We start from the raw sequence: 15,518 nt of genomic DNA on the forward strand, positions 1-15,518 counted from the left end.
CCGGGGCCGGTACGGGAGAACACCCCCGTACCGGCCCCGGCGGCATGTGCGGGGCGGGGCGGGGTGCGGTCGGTCGGTCGGTCGGCGATCGGCCCGCCCCGTCACCGTACGGACGCGGTCGCCGCACCCTCGGCGAGGGCGTACTCGGGCAGGGCGATGCCGCCGGCCTTCGCGAACTGCGCGGCGAGCAGGTTCCGCAGCGGCCACCGGGTCATCGAACGCATCGAGAGGTCCCGCAGCCGGATGCCGAGCCGGCCGGAGGGCGCGTACCCCGAGGCGCCGCCCGGGGGGAGTTCCTGGGCCTGGTCCACGAACGGGCGCAGCACCGTGTCGTAGCGGCCGAGGGCGCGGCGGTGGTCGCCGCCGGCGGCGCCGAGTTCACCGGCCAGGACGTACGCGCCGACCAGGGCCAGGCTGGTGCCGAGGCCGGTCAGCGGGGTGGCGCAGTAGCCGGCGTCGCCGAGCAGGACGACCCGGCCGCGCGACCAGCGGTCGAGCCGGACCTGCCCCATGGAGTCGAAGAAGAAGTCGGTCGCGGTGTGCATCGCCCGCAGCAGGCGCGGGGTCTCCCAGCCGACGCGGGCGAACCGTTCGGCCACCAGCGCCCGTTGGGCGGCGGTGTCGCGGCGGTCGTAGACGAGCGGCTCGGCCGTACGGAAGCTGAAGCCGGCCTTGAGCTCGCCAGGGAGGCGGCCGGGGCGGGCGGAGGCGACGAGGCCGCCAGGAGCGTTGTGCATGAGGTACCAGCCGTCGAGGTCGAGATCGAGGCCGGTGGCGGTGAACCAGGCGGTGTAGAGGCCGAGCGGCCGGACGCACTCCGACTCCGGGCCGAAGGCCAGCGCGCGCACCACGGAGTGCGGCCCGTCGGCGCCGACGACGAGGCCGAAGCGGCGGGGCGCGGCCTTCTCGAAGGTGACGGTGACCCCGTCGGCGTCCTGGTCGAGGTGGGTGATGGTGTCGTCGTACAGGTACTCCGTGTCGGGGAGCGTGGCCTCGTACAGCAGCCTCGCGAGGTCGCCGCGGAGGATCTCGATCTCGGACACGATGCCCTCGCCGCCGAAGCTGTCGGCGGGCATGCGGGCGGTGGTGCGGCCGGCCCCGTCGACGAGCGCGAGACCGCGCTGGTCGACGCTCTCGGCCCGGGCCCGCTCCATCAGACCCATGCGCTCGATCACGGTGCGGCCCGCGCCGCGCAGATCCACGGTCTGCCCGCCGGGGCGGGGGGCCGGGGCGCGTTCGACGATCGTGACCGCGAAGCCCTGTTCGCGTAGCCAGTACGCCAGTGCCGGCCCTGCGATGCCGGCGCCGCTGATAAGAATCCCGTTGTTCGCCATGCCGCGAATGTACGCCGTACGCTCGGCAGTACACAAGCGGGAAAGTCCGGTACACCAAGGCGAGTTGGAGACGAGTGCACTAGTACAGGGAGCAGGAATCCGCGTCGGTTCAGGGCTGTCGGCCGTCACCGGCGGCTAGGATGCGCGGCAGTAGGTGCACTAGTGCGGAGGGGTGGCGGCGTACCGATGGAGCGAGCAACCGAGGGACATGCCGGCGGGCAGTCGGGCAGGCCGGCGGCACCGCGCTCCGAAGGGATCGTCGACGAGCTGCGGCGGCGGATCGAGACGGGCGAGCTGGCGCCGGGCGACCGGGTACCGTCGACCCGCGAGATCACCCGGCGGTGGGGGGTCGCGATGGCGACCGCGACCAAGGTGCTCACCGAACTGCGCCGGGCGGGACTGGTCCGCGCCGTGCCCGGCGTCGGTACGGTCGTCGAGCCCCGGCCCGCGTCCTGCCCCGAACCGCCGCAGACCCGCCCTGTACGCCCCCCGCGTGCCACCGGCACTCCTCCGCAGCCCACCGCGCTCACCCTCGAACGGATCGTCACCGCCGCCGTAGCGGTCGCCGACACGGAGGGACTGGCGGCGCTGTCGATGCGCCGCGTGGCGGCCGATCTGGGGGTGGCGACGATGTCGCTCTACCGTCATGTGGCCGACAAGGACGACCTGCTGACGCACATGCTGGACGCGGCCTTCGCGGAGCGTCCGCTGCCCGCCGAGCAGCCGCCGGGCTGGCGCGCGCCCCTCGAACTCTCGTCCCGGCTGCTCTGGGAGCACTTCCGCCGCCACCCCTGGCTCGCTCCCGCCCTGTCGATGACCCGGCCGCAGCTGATCGTGTCGGCCCTGCCGTTCAGCGAATGGGTCCTCACCGCCCTGCACGCACACGGCCTCGACCTCGACACCGCCTTCACCGCGCAGCTGACGCTGTTCAACCACGCGCGCGCCATCGCCATGAACCTGGAGACCGAGCGGGAGGCCGAGGCGGACAGCGGCCTCGACGGCGAGGAGTGGATGGACACCCAGGAGCCCGCGCTCCTGGGCATCCTCGCCGACGGCCGCTTCCCCGCCCTCGCGCGAGTGGCCCGCGCGGGGTACGACCTCGATCTCGACGCCCTCTTCGAGTTCGGCCTCCAGCGCCTCCTCGACGGCCTCGCCCCGCTCGTCGACGCCCCGCCGGCGCGGTAGCGGGCCGGCCCGTGCGGCGACGAGGCGGGAAGCCGCGGGAGGAGAAGCCGCCCTCCTGTCTTCCCGTCACGCGGCGGCGTCGGCGCGTTGCCGGTGCAGCAGACAGGAGGCGACGACCACCAGCGGCCACAGGGCCTGCAGGAAGGTGACGGAGCGTTCGGCGATCCCGGCGGTGCCGTGCCGTTCCGTCTCGACGAGGAACCAGCCGGCGCCGAGGGTCATCGCGGTGGTCACCGCGACCGCCGGGACGGGCCGCAGCGCCCAGGGCGCGGGTCCGTCGGGCACGACGGCGAGGACGGGCCACGCCGCGAGCAGGGCGAACCCGGCGGCGGCCGCCGAGCCGTGCCGCATCGATCCCCCGCTGAGCGGAACCGGGAACAGGGCCACCACCAGCGCCACCACGCCGCCGGTCAGCGCGAGCCGCCCGGCGGGCCGCGCGGCGCGCAGCCCCCAGGCGGTGACCAGATGGCAGGCCCCGAGCCCCAGGAACGCACCCGTCATCACCCAGAACCCGGCGGCGCCGGAGGCCGCGAGCGCGCTGATCGTGTCCCGGGCGGGGTCGTAACCGGCGCCTTCCAGTGCGCCCGCGCCGATCCAGCCGCCGATCAGCAGGACGGGGCGGACCCGGACGAGATCAGCGCCCAGCGGGGAACGGCTCGCATCGATCCACCGTAATCCCGCCCGAGGCCACCGCCACGCGACGCGCCCCAGGGCCGGACGCGGCAGTGAAGACGCCGTGTCGCGTCGGGCCCCGGAAACGCCGGGCCATGGCGGCTCCTGAGGCAGTGTCCGCCCCCGTCGCGTGGACCGCGTGCGGGAGATCGCGGCGGCCGTGCTCCACCCCGGCGGCGACAGGCAGCGGTGAGCTCCGGCACTCCCATGTCCCCGATCCCGTTCGCACCGGCCGGCCTGAGCCGCCGGGCCAGGAGTTTGGTGAAGGCCGACGGCATTCGTCTCCCCCGGCAGGACCTCCGACGTGACCGCGCCGCGTGGCTCGCCCACGGGATCTCCGCCACCGAGATCAACCGGGCCGCCGCGGGGCTCAGGCGTCGGACGGCCGTGGGTCCGCCGTGATGCGGTCGGCGGCGGCCGCCGCGAGCCGAGGGTCCTCCGTCAGCCACATGAGCAGATGCTCCTGGACGGCCGACGCGACGGATTCCCGCACTTCGGCATTGCCCAGGACGGCACGGGGGGCACCTTCGAACTCGGGGCGGTCGAGTCTTATTGAGACGACCGCGGTCAGGCCGGGCCGGGCAGCCGGTCGGTGAACGCGGTCACCGCCGCCTTCACGTCCTCCGCCGTCCACTCCAACCCCTCGGCCGCCACCGTCACTTCGGTGAACGCGAGGCCCGGTGGTTCCCCCGGGGCCGGGAACCACCGGTGGAACCGCGTCGTGCCCGTCTCCTCGGCCAGCCGTACCGCGGCCCCCGTCAGCACGTCGTGTCCGTACGGCAGCCAGACCTGGAACCGGTGGATGTGCGGCACCCCGGGATGCACCCGGAACCACGGCACCCCGGCCGCCTCGAACCCCTGGGCCAGGGCCGCCGCGACCACCTTCGCGTGCGCCACGTACTCGGGCAGCCGGGGCAGTTCCTTCTCCAGGCCCAGCAGCGCGCTCAGCACCGCCGGGTACTGGTGGAACAGATCTCCCCCGTACCGATGCCGCCAGGCCCTCGCCTCGTCGGCCAGCCACCGCGGCCCCGCCAGTGCCGCGCCCGACATCCCGCCCAGCGACTTGTAGAACGACACGTACACGCTGTCCGCGAGTGCCGCGATCTCCTCCACGCCGCGGCCGAAGTGCGCGGTGCACTCCCGGATCCGCGCCCCGTCGACGTGCACGATCGCGCCCCGCTCCCGGGCGGCGTCCACCACGTCGGTCAGCTCGCCCCAGGCCGGCAGGGCGAAACCGGCCTCGCGCAGCGGCAGTTCGAGCATCAGCGCGCCGAAGGGCTCGTCCAGCGCCCGGGCTTCGCCGGCCGTCGGCAGCCGGGGCCGGGTCGTCGGATGTACGGTGCGCAGCCCGCTCACCGCGGAGAAGGCGCCTCGCTCGTCCGTCTCGGGGTGCGACCGGGGATGCAGGGCCACGGTGCGGTTCCCGGTGCGCCCGGCCCAGCAGCGCAGCGCGATCTGCTGGGCCATGGTGCCGGTGGGGAAGAAGACGGCGGCCTCCTTGCCCAGGAGGCGGGCGGTGCGCCGTTCCAACTCCGCGACGACGCCGTCGCCGTACATGTCGACCCAGTCGTCGAGGTCGTACACGCCGCCCGCGTCGGCCACGAGGCCGGCGAGCCGGTCGCCGATCCGGTGCTCGGCGGCGAGCCGGGACAGTACCTTCGTCGCGCCCCGCCAGGCGTTCAGTCGGCGGAGTCGTGGATCCGTGCCAGGGCTGTCGGTCATCCGGCGATCATCGTGGACGGGGCCGGGCCCGTCACCGGAGTTTCCCCCTCCTCCGGGCGGCCCCGCCCGGCGCCCGGCGACGAGGAGGCCGGGGGTGGGCGACGTATTCTCGGCTTCTCCGCGCGGCACGCGTGGCGAGGAACGGGAAGAGGTCGGGACCAGGTGGCGCAGCGGAACAGGACCGGCTCGGCGGCGACGGCACCGGAAGCGGCCCCGGCGGCGGCCGGGGCGGTTCCGCTGAGCGCGCGGGCGCGCGAGGAGGTGCTGCACCGGATCGTCGACCGGCGGTACGCGCAGGGGGCCCGGCTCGTGGAGCGCGAGGTCGCCGAGGAACTGCACATGTCCCGCGTGCCCGTACGCGAGGCGCTGCGCGCGCTGGTCGCCGAAGGGCTCCTGGAGCTGCTGCCGCACAGCGGCGTGCGCGTCCGGCGGCTGGAGCACGCCGACGTGGAGCATCTGTACGAGGTGTGGGAGCCGCTCGCGATCCAGGCGTCCCGGCTCGCGGCCCGGGCGGTGGCCGCCGGGGACTCCGAGGGGCCGGCGGCGCTGGCGGGGCTGCTGCGCCGAGCGGAGGAGGCCGCGGCGGCCGGCGAGGGGGCCCGGGAGGTGGCCGCGCACACCGCGTTCCACGAGCGGATCGTGGCCATGGCGCGCAACCCGCTGCTCGCCCGCACCCTGGAGCAGCTGAGCTGGCAGCTGCGGCTGCTGTTCGGGCTGCGCGCGGAGCCCGCGCACATGCGGTCCCAGCACGCGGAGATGTACCGGCACATCGCGGCCGGGGACCCGGAGGCCGCCGCGGCCTGCACGCTGCTGCACGTACGCGACAGCCGGACGGTGGCCCTGCGCAGTCTGTTCGGCGACGGACACCCGGGCAGCACCGAAAGCTGACTTGTATACCAAGCACGCAAAGGGGCCGAGAGAACACACGGAGAAGACCCTCTTCAGCCGGGATTCTTGTTCGCGATCGACCTCTTGGTATACAAAGTAGGGGGTCGTTATCCCAGAGTCGTCATCCCTCTCCCCCTAGGAGCTCCCATGAGCGTCGGCGCCGCCTCCCCGGATCGGGCCGTGGTCTTCCGGAACGTCCGCCCGTTCGGCGCGGCGGAGTCCGTGGATCTCGTGGTCGTGGACGGCGTGATCGCCGAGGGACCCGCGCCCAGGAGCGCGGAGGTCGTCGACGGCGGGGGCCGGGTCGCCCTGCCGTCCCTGGTGGACGCGCACATCCACCCGGACAAGACCTCCTGGGGCGGCTCCTGGGTGTCCCGCCGCCCGGCGGGCGGACTCGCCGACTACGTCGCCCAGGACGTGGAGCTGTTCGAGGCGCAAGACCGGCCGGTCGGGGAGCGCGCGTACGGGCTGATGGCCCACGCGGTCAGCCGAGGCACCCGGGCCATGCGGGCGCACGCCGACGTCGCCCCGGCGTACGGGACGGCCTGCCTGGACGGTGTGGCGGAGGCGCGCGAGCGGCTGCGGCACGCGCTCGACGTCCAGATCGTGGCCTTCCCGCAGCACGGCGTGATCCGCGCGCCCGGCACCGCGCGGCTCCTGGAGGAGGCCGTACGCGGCGGCGCGGTCGACATGATCGGCGGCATCGACCCGATCGGTTTCGACCACGCCCTCGACGAGCAGCTGGACCTGGTCTTCGGCCTCGCGGACCGGTACGGGATCGGGGTCGACCTGCATCTGCACGACCGCGGCGGCAACGGCGTCCAGGCGCTGCGCGGCATCGTCGAGCGCACCCGCGCGCTGTCGCTGGCCGGCAGGGTCACCGTCAGCCACGTGTTCTGTCTGCCGGCCCTGTCCGACCGTGAACTGGGCGCGCTCGCGGCCGATTTCGCCGATCAGGACATCGCGCTGACGACGGTGGCCCCGTCCGAGTCGCTGGTGCTGCCGGTGGCCCGGCTGCGCGAGCACGGCGTCCGGGTCGGGCTCGGCTCGGACGGGGTGCGTGACTCGTGGAGCCCGTTCGGCAACGCCGACATGCTGCACCGCGCCCATCTGCTGGGCTGGGTGACGGACGTCCGCCTCGACGAGGAACTGACGGACTGCCACCGGCTCGCCGCCGACGGCGGCGCCGATGTCATGGGCCTCGCGCACGCCGACTTCACGCCCGGCGCGCCCGCCGACTTCGTGCTCGTACGCGGTGAGGGGCTGCCGCAGGTCGTCGTGGACCTGCCGCGGCGGGACCTGGTGGTGCACGGCGGCGTGGTGGTCGCCCGGGACGGCGAGTTCCTGGGCTGACGGCCCCGCCCTCACCGCTCCCCCCGCCCCGGTCGGCCCCGGTCAGCCCTCAGTCCGCCGAATCGCCGCTCCGCGCCGCCGTCTCGATCGCGCGGCGCAGGGCGGCGCGGTCGGGCACGCCGTCGAGGCCGTCGGGGGTGCGGTAGAGACGGCAGGTCAGCGCGGGCTTCGCCCCGCCGGGCGGGGCGAACGGGTCGCGGCCGTCGACGTGGATCGACGGCGAACCGAGGAATCCGGTGCGCTCGGCTTCCGCCTCGTCGGCGATCACCCGGGTGGTGAACGCCTGGCCGCCGAGTCCCGCGTCGGCGAGGGCCTCCCGTACCCGCTCCTCGGCCGGTTCCTGGTGGGGGCAGTCGGGTACGACGAGGACCTCGACCCGTACGTGTCCGTGGTTCGTGTGTTCCTGGTGGTCCTGCTGCCCCTGGTGGTCCATGGTTCCAGGATCACCCGTCCGGCCGGCATCCGGCACTCTCGGGCCATGGATCGCGTCAACTCCGGCTCGGTCCGCTCGGTCCGCTCGGGACGGTCCGCTCAGGGCAGTCCACTCGGAAGGGTCCCTCCGGAATCCGACGCCCGGCCCCCCTTCGTATGCGGGCTGCCGCCTCTCGTCACTGCCGAGGCGGCTGCTCCGGAGGCTTTCCCTCGGCGCCGAGCTGCCGCTTGGCCTGCTCCTGCGCGGTGTCGACCTGGCCGCTGTACTTGCCCTGGGTCCGCTTGTCGGCCATGTCGCCGCCCTTGTCGACGGCCTTCCCCGCTTGGTCCTCGTGTCCCTTGAGCATCTGCTTGAGCTTGTCCAGCATGGACATGGAGAGCCTCCTTGAGTGGTTCCCCCGTCCTTCACAGGATCGCGGACGCCCCCCTGTGCCGCATCCGCAGCCGCGCGCGCCGACGACGCTCCCGACGCCGGCCCAGTGACTCCGTCTCTCACCGCGCACCGGTACCCCGGGCGTTCCGTACGCCCGGGGCACCGGTCAGGGAGTCCCGCGTCAATCAGCGCGTGGCGCCGCCGCCGCGCGCGACGGTGAACGCGCACCAAGCCGTCCACTCGGAGGAAGCGGAGGCGTCCCGTACCCGCACGCGCCAGCGGTAGGCGCCGTCGCCGAGCGTGCCACGGGGCAGCTGGAGGGCGGCGTCATGGCTGGTGTCGCTGGTGAGCTGACGGCGCAGCACGTTCTTCCCGGCGGCGGTGTCGATCTCGAAGGCCACCTTGCGGCGCGGGCCGGGGTGCTCCGGCTCGGCGCTGCCGGGCGGGGCGACCGACTCCAGGGTGGCGGCGAGCGTCGGGGTCTCGCCGCTGACGACCGGGTCGCCGGACGGGTCGCCGCACTGCTGGAAGCCGGCGTACGAGCCGTCGGAGATCCGGGGCGCCTCGGGGGTGGGCAGCAGCCGGCCGTCACCGGCCGCTGCCACCGCGACGGGAGCGGCGGGCGCGGCAGGCGCGGCGGCAGGGGCCGTGGACGGGCCGGCCAGGGCCATGGGTACGGCGACGGCGCCGAGCGCGCAGGCCGCGACGAGCGCGATCGTCACCCGGCGGCGGACGCCCGGTCGCTCCGCGCCGCCCTGCCCGGGGCGCTGTCCGGTGCCCCGGCGGGGCTGGGTCGGCACACGCATGTCGGTGTCTCTCCTCCTCATCGGCGGCCTACTTCACGTAGAGCGTGTGGTCGGGTTCGGGCGCCTGCACCTGGGTGCACCGGTAGCCGCTCCAGCGGTGCTCGGCGACGAGACGCTTTCCGGCCGCCTGGCAGCCGGCGAGGTTGTGCAGCGTCTCGTACGCGGTCCAGTCGGCGGCCGTGTTCGGCTTCAGCCGGTTGGCGGAGCCGTACGCGGCGGCGCCGGCTCCGGCGGTGAGTCCGTCCGAGCCGTCCCAGCGGTAGTGGACGCCGAGCCAGACCCGGCTGAGCGCGTCCTCGGTCGCCGCGCTCGACACCGAGGTGAACGTCCGGGTGGCGCCGGGGGCGTTGGGGTCCTCGGTGGTGGCGGTCCAGGTCAGCTGGTCGGTGCCGAACCACGCCTGGGTGGCCTTCGCCCAGGCTCCCGCGAAGGTGGCGTGGCCGGAGACGTAGGCGGGGAACGGCGGGCTGAAGTGCCGGCCGGTCCGGTCCTGGGAGAGCGGCTGCCAGTTCGGATCGGCGGTGGTGTTCGCGTTGCCGTCGCCGTCGACCCGGATCGCGGTCTCGGGCCGCCACAGATCGATGTCGGTCTGGTACTTCTGGTCCCAGGCGACGACCGCCGCGTCGGCGAGCGCGAAGGCGGTCAGGGCGAACAGCTTGGCGTTGCCGGCGACCGTGGTCCCCTGCTGGCGCGACAGGATCTGGGTCTGCTCGAAGAGCTGGCCCGGCGGCTTGTAGGTGCCGTCGAGGTCGTTGGCCCAGAACAGTGCCGCCGTGGTCTGGTCGGCGGTGCGCGCGGTGGACTCGGCCGAGCCGACCGTCTTCACCTCGTTGACCTGGTCGGCGTACGCCTGCCCGGCCAGCAGGCTGCTCATCACGCTCTGTCCGCCCGGTCCGGGGGTGCGGAACTGGCTGCCGCTCGCCATGCCGAACGGCTTGACCAGGCCCCACTGCGGGGTGGCGCCGTCGCCGGTGCCGGTGGGCCGCCAGGCGCCGGGCTGGGTGGAACCGGTGTACGGGGCGCCGGGTGCCGAGCCGTCGTTCTGCCGGGCGGCGGTCATCGCGGCGGCGGCCTTCTGGCCGACCTCGGTGCCGGCGGCACGCTGCGCGGTGGTGACGGCGGCCGGGATGGTGGCGCGGGCGGCGGCGATCTCGTCGTCGAAGTTCAGCGCCGGGTAGAGCGAGCGCAGGACGTCGAACGCGGCGTGGTCGATGGCGCTGTTGACGTCCGGCAGGGCCCCGTTGGAGGCGCCGGCCTTCACCAGGTAGGGGTCGCCGAGGCACTTCGTGGCGCCTTCGGCGCAGCGGGCGGAGTTGGCGGCGTCGTAGATCGCGCCGTGCATCATCGCGCCGGCCCGGGCGAGCGGGCCGGGAGCGCCGCCGGCCTGCCGGAAGGTCTCCTGGAGGACGTCGTTCCAGTAGACGACGTGGTCCTTGACGGGGTCGGCGGGCGTCTCGTACGTGACGAGGATCGACGGCGCGGTGCTGGTCTGCGCGGAGGCGAAGACCTTGAACGCCGTGGTGTCGGCCTCGTCGGTGGCGCGCAGGCCGATGGTGTCGACACTGCCGGCGGGGTTGGCGGTCTTCGACCACTGCTGGACCAGCGGGGTGATGTCCTCGGATATCCAGCGGGTGCCGCAGTCGGTGTTGCCGTGCGTCTGGGTGGAGGTGGTCACCTTGGTACGCCAGGCGGGCTGGGTGCCCCAGCGGGTGGCGGCGGACGCGGTGCCGGTGTCCCAGATCTCCCAGGAGCGCGGGGTGCACACGTCGGACCAGGTGGCGTAGAGGTTGAGTTCGGCGTTGAGGATGTCCTGGCCGGTGACGGCGGGGTTGCGCGGGAAGTTGACGAAGGAGCGGGCCTCGCCCTTCTGCCATTCGCGGCCCACGCGCAGGTCGACGCCGGCGGACGCGTCGGCGGTGTCGCCGTTGCGGACGTAGGTGTCGAAGTCGGTGCCGAAGTAGACGGCCGGGTCGATGGTGACCGGGTAGCGGGTGGCCTTGTCGGCGAGGAAGCCGCGGTCGGCGGTGACCGTGAGGTCGAAGCCCTCGGCGCGCGGGGTGGCGCCGAGGCCGACCCGGGCCGTACGGGCGCCGGGCACGTCGGCGCCGCCGCCGGAGGCGTCCCACATGTACGGGGTGGTGGCGCGGCCGACCGCGCGGCCCGTCCGGGCGTCGGTGAACTCCAGGGTCCGGTCCGAACCCTGACGTGACGTCAGTCCCTTGGCGCGGACCGGGAGGGTGAGGGTGGCGGCGCGTTCGGCGGCCTGCCGGTCGGCGACGACGAGGTACTGCTCGAAGCCGGTACGGGTGGCCTGGACGACGAGGTCGGTGCCGGGCAGCACGTTCTCGTACGTGGCCTTGGTGCCGTCGAGCCGGGGCTCCGGCAGGGCGCCGCGCCAGCCGAGGGCGAGTTCGTCGGCGCCCCGGCCGAGGGTGACGAGGTCGCCGCCGGCGGCCGGGGTGCGGCCGGCGAGGCGGAGGCCGCGTGGGTGGGCCTTGGGGCGTACGGTGCCGTCGGCGTCCCGGACGAGGGTGAGGTCGATGCCGACCCAGCGGCCGTGGTCGCGGTAGCGGACGGGGCCGGCGTGGGACTCGACGGACAGGGTGCCGTCGGGGTTGGCCCACAGGGTGGTGCTCTCGGTGCGGGCGCCGACCACCTCGATGCGGCGGCCCTGGGCCTCGGCGGTGAGCCGGGCGTACGACTCCTCGCGGGCGGTCGGGGAGGCGGGCGCGGCCGCCGCGGCGGCGCGGGGCGCGGGGGCGGCCGGGGTCACGGCCGCGGCGGGCGGGCCGAGCGCCAGCGCGGACACCGGGGCCAGAAGGGCCAGGGTCAGGGGGACGGCGAGTGTCCTGCCGGTGGTTCTGTGGTGCACGCGGTTCTCCTTCTGAGGTCGAGGAGGCGGACGTGCCGCATGCTGCCCAAGGGGCGCTTGAACTATCCATGTCACTTCCGGGCGCCCTGATGTGACCCTGCCGACCCCGGAAGGCGGAACTCCGCCCCGCTGCCGGACGTTTCGGCATCACCCGAGGAGGTGACCGGCCGGTAACCCTCGCGTCCACCCGCGGGCCCCGACCGCTGCGTCCGGCTCAGGCGCGTACGACGGGATCTCCGGTCAGCTCGACGCCCGCCGCCCGCAGCTCCTCCATCGCCCGGTCGGTGGTCTCGCGCGCGACCCCCGCCGTGTAGTCGAGCAGCACCCGCACCCCGAAGCCGGCCCGGACCCCGTCCAGGGCCGTCGCCTTCACACAGTGGTCGGTGGCGATGCCGACCACGTCGACCGTGTCCACGTCCCGGGCGCGCAGCCATTCGGCGAGCCCGACCCCGTCGCCGGTCGCGCCTTCGAAGCCGCTCTTGGACTCGGAGTGGGCGCCCTTGAAGAAGACCTCGCCGACCGCGCCCGAGGCGACGGCCGGCGCGAACTCCGGGTGGAACTCGCCGCCTTCGCTCCCGACCCGGCAGTGCACGGGGAACGAGTGGTTCCAGTCGGGGTGGTCCGAGAAGTGGTCGCCGGGGTCGATGTGATGGTCCCGGGTGGCCACCACCTCGCGGTACTCCCCGCCGGCCTGCCGCCGGACCAGCTCCTCGATGGCGCGCGCCCGTTCCGCACCGCCCTTCACCGCGACACTGCCGCCCTCGCAGAAGTCGTTCTGCACATCCACGACGATCAACGCTCTGCCCGCCATCGGACCTGCCTCTCGATCGGAACACCAGGCCGCGCGCACGGCGCGCGCGGCGGGACATCCCCTGCCCGTCCGGGGCCCGGTCCGACACGACCGGAGGGTCATCTTCACTCTCCAGGCCGCACCCGTCCCCTACATCCGAGGTCCCCCGTACGGTGGGCCGGCTCCGCCCGTGGTCGGACGCGCGCGGCAGGGGCGGCGCCCTAGCGTCCTTCCCATGAACACACTCACTCGCGTGACCGCGATCGCCCTGACGGCCTGTGCGCTCGCCTTACCCGCGGCCACGCTCCCGGCCGCCGCCACGACGACCGCCCCGCCGCCCGCGCCTTCCACCGTGGCGGTGCGGTCCCTGCCGGCTCTCGCTCCGGGCGCCTCGCCCGCCGCTTCTCCCACCGCGTCGACTCCGCTCGAACTCCCGGCCCCCACCGGCCGGTTCGCCGTCGGAGCCGGCGAGCTCCACCTCGTCGACCGGTCCCGGCCCGACCCCTGGGTGCCCACGGCGGACGGCCGCGAACTCATGGTGACGGTGCGCTACCCGGCGGCCCGCCGCACCGAGGGCGCGCCCGCCCCGTACACGACCGAGGAGGAGGCCCGGCTCCTCCTGGAGGCCACCGGCGTGACGGACCCGGCCGGCGTCCGCGACCTCACCTCCGTGAACACGTACAGCGCGCAGGACGTACGGCCCGCGCCGGGCCGCCACCCCCTCGTCGTGCTGTCACCGGGCTTCGGCATGCCCCGGTACACGCTCACGGGTCTCGCCGTCGACCTCGCCTCGCGCGGCTATGTCGTCGCCACGGTCGACCACGCCTACGAGACCCTGGGCACCTCGGTGCCGGGCGGGCGCGTCCTCGCGCCCTGTGTGGCCTGCGATCAGTTGGAGGCGGGCCGGATCGAGGGCGCCGACGTGACGGCGGTCCGGACGGCGGACGTCCGCTTCCTGCTGGACCGGCTGACCGGACCGCGCGCCGTCCAGCCGTACGCGCGCATGATCGACCGGAACCGGATCGGCATGGCCGGGCACTCGATCGGCGGGGCGAGCGCCGCCGCCGCCATGATCGCGGACCGGCGGATCGACGCCGGGGTGAACATGGACGGCTCGTTCTGGGACACCCTTCCGGCGGGCGGGCTCGGCGGACGGCCGTTCCTCTTCCTCGGCACCGACGCCATGCACCGGCCGGGCGGCGTCGACACCTCCTGGGACACCACCTGGAAGGCACTCGGCGGCGAGAAGCGCTGGCTGACGGTGGCCGGGACCGACCACCTCTCGTTCACCGACGCGCCGGCCATCCTGCGCCACTTCGGCCTGCCGAACGAGGGCGACATACCGGATGCCCGGTCCCAGGCCGTGACCCGCGCCTACCTCGCCGCGTTCTTCGGCCGGCATCTGCGCGGCGAGGCGCAGCCGCTGCTCGACGGGCCGAGCCCCCTCCACCCGGAGGTCAGGTTCAACAACCCGTGAGCACACGGGCCGCCGGGGACCCGCCCCGGCGGTCCGTACGCACCACCCGTACCCGAGGCCTGCGCGTGGAGCCCGTTCGCACGGGCCCGTGCGCGCGGCCCGGCTCAGCCCATGTGCTGGGCCAGCCACGCCTCGACCTCGTCGGCGGACCGGGGCAGCGCCGCCGACAGGTTCTCGTGACCGCTCTCGGTGACGAGCAGGTCGTCCTCGATGCGGACGCCGATGCCGCGCCACTCCTCGGGGACGGTGAGGTCGTCGGGCTGGAAGTACAGGCCCGGCTCGACGGTGAGCACCATGCCCGGGGCCAGGACCCCGTCCACGTACTCCTCGTGCCGCGCCTGCGCGCAGTCGTGGACGTCGAGGCCGAGCATGTGGCCGGTGCCCGCCATGGTGAAGCGCCGCTGGAGACCGAGCGCGTACGCCCGGTCGGCGGGCCCCTCGATGAAGCCCCACTCGACGAGCCGGACCGCCAGATGACGCTGGGCGGCCTCGTGGAAGTCGCGGTACGCGGCGCCCGGCTTCACGGTCGCCATGCCGGCCTCCTGCGCCTCGTACACCGCGTCGTACACCTGGCGCTGCACGGGCGTGAAGGTGCCGCTGACGGGGAGGGTGCGGGTGACGTCGGCGGTGTAGAGGGTACGGGTCTCCACGCCGGCGTCGAGCAGGAGCAGCTCGCCGGGGCGGACCGGGCCGTCGTTGTCGGTCCAGTGCATGATCGTGGCGTGCTCGCCGGCGGCGCAGATGGAGCCGTAGCCGACGTCGTTGCCCTCCAGCCGGGCCCGGCGGAAGAAGGTGCCCTCGATCCAGCGTTCGGAGGTGGCGACGGCGCGGGAGAGTTCGGCGACGACGTCCGTGAAGCCGCGGACGGTGGAGTCGACGGCCCGGCGCATCTCGCCGATCTCCCAGTCGTCCTTGACGAGCCGGAGGTCGCTGAGCGCCTCCTCGAGTTCGTCGTCACGCTCCTCGTCGGTGGTGACGGCGGCCTCCAGGGCCGGGTCGATGCCGCGGACGACGCGGGTGGGGACGCCGGGGCCGGCGGCCAGGTCCGCGGCGGCGGTGCGGACGTCGCGGCAGGGCAGGCCGAGGACGCGCTCGGACTCGGCGAGCGAGCGGCGGCGGCCCATCCACAGTTCGGCGGTGTAGCCGATCCAGAACTCGTCGGAGTTCCGTTCGTCGCGCGGGAGCTGGTAGCAGTACGCGTCGTGGCCGCCGGCCGGGCGGGGTTCGAGGACGAGCGCGCCGTCGCGGACCGTGTCGCCGGTCATGTGGACGTAGCCCGAGTACGGCCGGAAGGGGTACGGGGTGTCGTTGGAACGGGTCTTGAGGTTGCCCGAGGGGATCACCAGACGCTCGCCGGGAAAACGGGCGGAGAGCGCGGCCCGGCGGCGGGCCGCGTGCTCCGCCTGCGGGTCGGGGGTGAGGTCGTGCCGCTCGGTGTCGGCCCAGCCGGTACGCATCAGTGCGGAGAGTTCGCCGGAGAGCTCGGTGTACAGACTGTTCTTGCGGGCCTTCGCCACGTCGTGCCCCTTCGTCCGGGTGAGTGTGGGCTCACCGCCGCCACAACCTGGCGCCGGTGAGCCCGACGGTAGTCCCCGGACCGGGTCCGCGGGGCCA

Annotated in this window: 14 protein-coding genes; 4 read left to right on the forward strand and 10 right to left on the reverse strand. The window is 74.4% G+C overall.

The window, feature by feature from the left end:
• Window positions 1–101: 101 nt before the first annotated feature.
• Complete coding sequence (locus ABZ693_RS03810; RefSeq protein WP_359872980.1) at window positions 102–1,334, reverse strand: FAD-dependent monooxygenase; 1,233 nt, start codon at window positions 1,332–1,334, stop codon at window positions 102–104.
• Between the two features lie 186 nt (window positions 1,335–1,520).
• On the opposite strand from ABZ693_RS03810, the gene ABZ693_RS03815 reads away from it, so the two are divergent.
• Window positions 1,521–2,519 (forward strand): TetR/AcrR family transcriptional regulator C-terminal domain-containing protein, encoded by a 999-nt coding sequence (locus ABZ693_RS03815; protein ID WP_359872982.1) that lies wholly within the window; start codon window positions 1,521–1,523, stop codon window positions 2,517–2,519.
• Between the two features lie 66 nt (window positions 2,520–2,585).
• Here the strand turns inward: ABZ693_RS03815 and ABZ693_RS03820 are convergent, their stop codons facing one another.
• The 3 genes from ABZ693_RS03820 to ABZ693_RS03830 form a co-directional block, all read right to left on the reverse strand.
• On the reverse strand, window positions 2,586–3,185 hold the full coding sequence (locus ABZ693_RS03820) for a DUF998 domain-containing protein (protein WP_359873269.1): 600 nt from the start codon (window positions 3,183–3,185) through the stop codon (window positions 2,586–2,588).
• A gap of 376 nt (window positions 3,186–3,561) precedes the next feature.
• Window positions 3,562–3,825, reverse strand: a complete 264-nt coding sequence (locus ABZ693_RS03825) for a hypothetical protein (RefSeq protein ID WP_359872984.1) — start codon at window positions 3,823–3,825, stop codon at window positions 3,562–3,564.
• Window positions 3,759–4,913, reverse strand: a complete 1,155-nt coding sequence (locus tag ABZ693_RS03830) for a threonine aldolase family protein (protein ID WP_359872986.1) — start codon at window positions 4,911–4,913, stop codon at window positions 3,759–3,761. The genes ABZ693_RS03825 and ABZ693_RS03830 overlap by 67 nt, the downstream gene beginning before the upstream one ends.
• Before the next feature lie 162 nt (window positions 4,914–5,075).
• On the opposite strand from ABZ693_RS03830, the gene ABZ693_RS03835 reads away from it, so the two are divergent.
• Window positions 5,076–5,801, forward strand: a complete 726-nt coding sequence (locus ABZ693_RS03835) for a GntR family transcriptional regulator (protein ID WP_435842335.1) — start codon at window positions 5,076–5,078, stop codon at window positions 5,799–5,801.
• A 147-nt stretch (window positions 5,802–5,948) separates the two neighbouring features.
• Window positions 5,949–7,154, forward strand: coding sequence for an amidohydrolase (locus ABZ693_RS03840; RefSeq protein ID WP_359872988.1), 1,206 nt, complete (start codon window positions 5,949–5,951; stop codon window positions 7,152–7,154).
• Window positions 7,155–7,203: 49 nt separating this feature from the next.
• On the opposite strand, the gene ABZ693_RS03845 is transcribed toward ABZ693_RS03840, so the two are convergent.
• From ABZ693_RS03845 to ABZ693_RS03865, 5 genes are all read right to left on the reverse strand, one after another.
• A complete protein-coding gene (locus tag ABZ693_RS03845) occupies window positions 7,204–7,587 on the reverse strand; it encodes a hypothetical protein (RefSeq protein WP_359872990.1) in 384 nt (127 codons plus the stop codon).
• A gap of 175 nt (window positions 7,588–7,762) precedes the next feature.
• Window positions 7,763–7,960 (reverse strand): antitoxin, encoded by a 198-nt coding sequence (locus ABZ693_RS03850; protein WP_359872992.1) that lies wholly within the window; start codon window positions 7,958–7,960, stop codon window positions 7,763–7,765.
• A 184-nt stretch (window positions 7,961–8,144) separates the two neighbouring features.
• Window positions 8,145–8,765, reverse strand: a complete 621-nt coding sequence (locus ABZ693_RS03855; protein ID WP_359872995.1) for a hypothetical protein — start codon at window positions 8,763–8,765, stop codon at window positions 8,145–8,147.
• Between the two features lie 28 nt (window positions 8,766–8,793).
• Window positions 8,794–11,637 carry a DNRLRE domain-containing protein gene (locus tag ABZ693_RS03860; RefSeq protein WP_359872997.1) on the reverse strand — a complete coding sequence of 948 codons (2,844 nt, stop codon included), beginning with the start codon at window positions 11,635–11,637 and terminating at the stop codon, window positions 8,794–8,796.
• Between the two features lie 214 nt (window positions 11,638–11,851).
• On the reverse strand, window positions 11,852–12,448 hold the full coding sequence (locus ABZ693_RS03865) for an isochorismatase family protein (protein WP_359872999.1): 597 nt from the start codon (window positions 12,446–12,448) through the stop codon (window positions 11,852–11,854).
• Window positions 12,449–12,662: 214 nt separating this feature from the next.
• Here ABZ693_RS03865 and ABZ693_RS03870 point away from each other — a divergent pair, with 214 nt between their 5' ends.
• A complete protein-coding gene (locus tag ABZ693_RS03870; RefSeq protein WP_359873001.1) occupies window positions 12,663–13,904 on the forward strand; it encodes an alpha/beta hydrolase family protein in 1,242 nt (413 codons plus the stop codon).
• Between the two features lie 104 nt (window positions 13,905–14,008).
• On the opposite strand, the gene ABZ693_RS03875 is transcribed toward ABZ693_RS03870, so the two are convergent.
• Complete coding sequence (locus ABZ693_RS03875) at window positions 14,009–15,421, reverse strand: aminopeptidase P family protein (RefSeq protein WP_359873003.1); 1,413 nt, start codon at window positions 15,419–15,421, stop codon at window positions 14,009–14,011.
• Between the last annotated feature and the right edge of the window lie 97 nt (window positions 15,422–15,518).

It is taken from the genome of Streptomyces laurentii, from assembly GCF_040635425.1.
Lineage (GTDB): Bacteria > Actinomycetota > Actinomycetes > Streptomycetales > Streptomycetaceae > Streptomyces > Streptomyces laurentii.

Coding starts and splice junctions, on each gene's coding strand:
- ABZ693_RS03810 (WP_359872980.1), bottom strand. CDS start 1,334: ATGGCGAACAACGGGATTCTTATCAGCGGCGCCGGCATCGCAGGGCCG.
- ABZ693_RS03815 (WP_359872982.1), top strand. CDS start 1,521: ATGGAGCGAGCAACCGAGGGACATGCCGGCGGGCAGTCGGGCAGGCCG.
- ABZ693_RS03830 (WP_359872986.1), bottom strand. CDS start 4,913: ATGACCGACAGCCCTGGCACGGATCCACGACTCCGCCGACTGAACGCC.
- ABZ693_RS03840 (WP_359872988.1), top strand. CDS start 5,949: ATGAGCGTCGGCGCCGCCTCCCCGGATCGGGCCGTGGTCTTCCGGAAC.
- ABZ693_RS03845 (WP_359872990.1), bottom strand. CDS start 7,587: ATGGACCACCAGGGGCAGCAGGACCACCAGGAACACACGAACCACGGA.
- ABZ693_RS03850 (WP_359872992.1), bottom strand. CDS start 7,960: ATGTCCATGCTGGACAAGCTCAAGCAGATGCTCAAGGGACACGAGGAC.
- ABZ693_RS03855 (WP_359872995.1), bottom strand. CDS start 8,765: ATGCGTGTGCCGACCCAGCCCCGCCGGGGCACCGGACAGCGCCCCGGG.
- ABZ693_RS03865 (WP_359872999.1), bottom strand. CDS start 12,448: ATGGCGGGCAGAGCGTTGATCGTCGTGGATGTGCAGAACGACTTCTGC.
- ABZ693_RS03870 (WP_359873001.1), top strand. CDS start 12,663: ATGAACACACTCACTCGCGTGACCGCGATCGCCCTGACGGCCTGTGCG.